We start from the raw sequence: 332 nt of genomic DNA, 5'->3' as shown, positions 1-332 counted from the left end.
CGCCCACGCAGCCCGCCCCCGCAGCCCACCGCGAGACGCGCCCGCGCGCAGCCCGCCCACGCAGCCCGCCCACGCAGCGCGCCCACGCAGCCCGCCGCGAGACGCGTCCGCGCGCAGCCCACCCGCGCAGCCGACCCGAGCGGCCCACGTGCTCACCCCACCGACACGGCCCGTGCGCGGGCCAGGCGGGCGCGGATGCCGTCGGCCTCCGGTGCGCCCAGGTCGGTGAACAAAGCCAGTGCCCGCTGCCAGTGTGCGGCCGCGCCGGCGGCGCCGAGGCGGTCGAACACTGCTGCCAGGCGGTCGTGGGCCAGGGCCTGGTGGTAAGGCGA

At 80.1% G+C, this 332-nt stretch carries 1 protein-coding gene; it reads right to left on the bottom strand.

The features are described 5' to 3' along the window. Nucleotides 1-152: 152 nt before the first annotated feature. Nucleotides 153-332 (bottom strand): hypothetical protein (locus ADL03_RS48180; protein ID WP_197288136.1); only part of this gene is annotated, 180 nt, incomplete at its 5' end.

This window comes from Nocardia sp. NRRL S-836, from assembly GCF_001279525.1.
Lineage (GTDB): Bacteria > Actinomycetota > Actinomycetes > Mycobacteriales > Pseudonocardiaceae > Lentzea.
The sequence above is the reverse complement of the archived record's forward strand: the minus strand, read 5'-3'. Positions and strand labels throughout refer to the sequence as shown.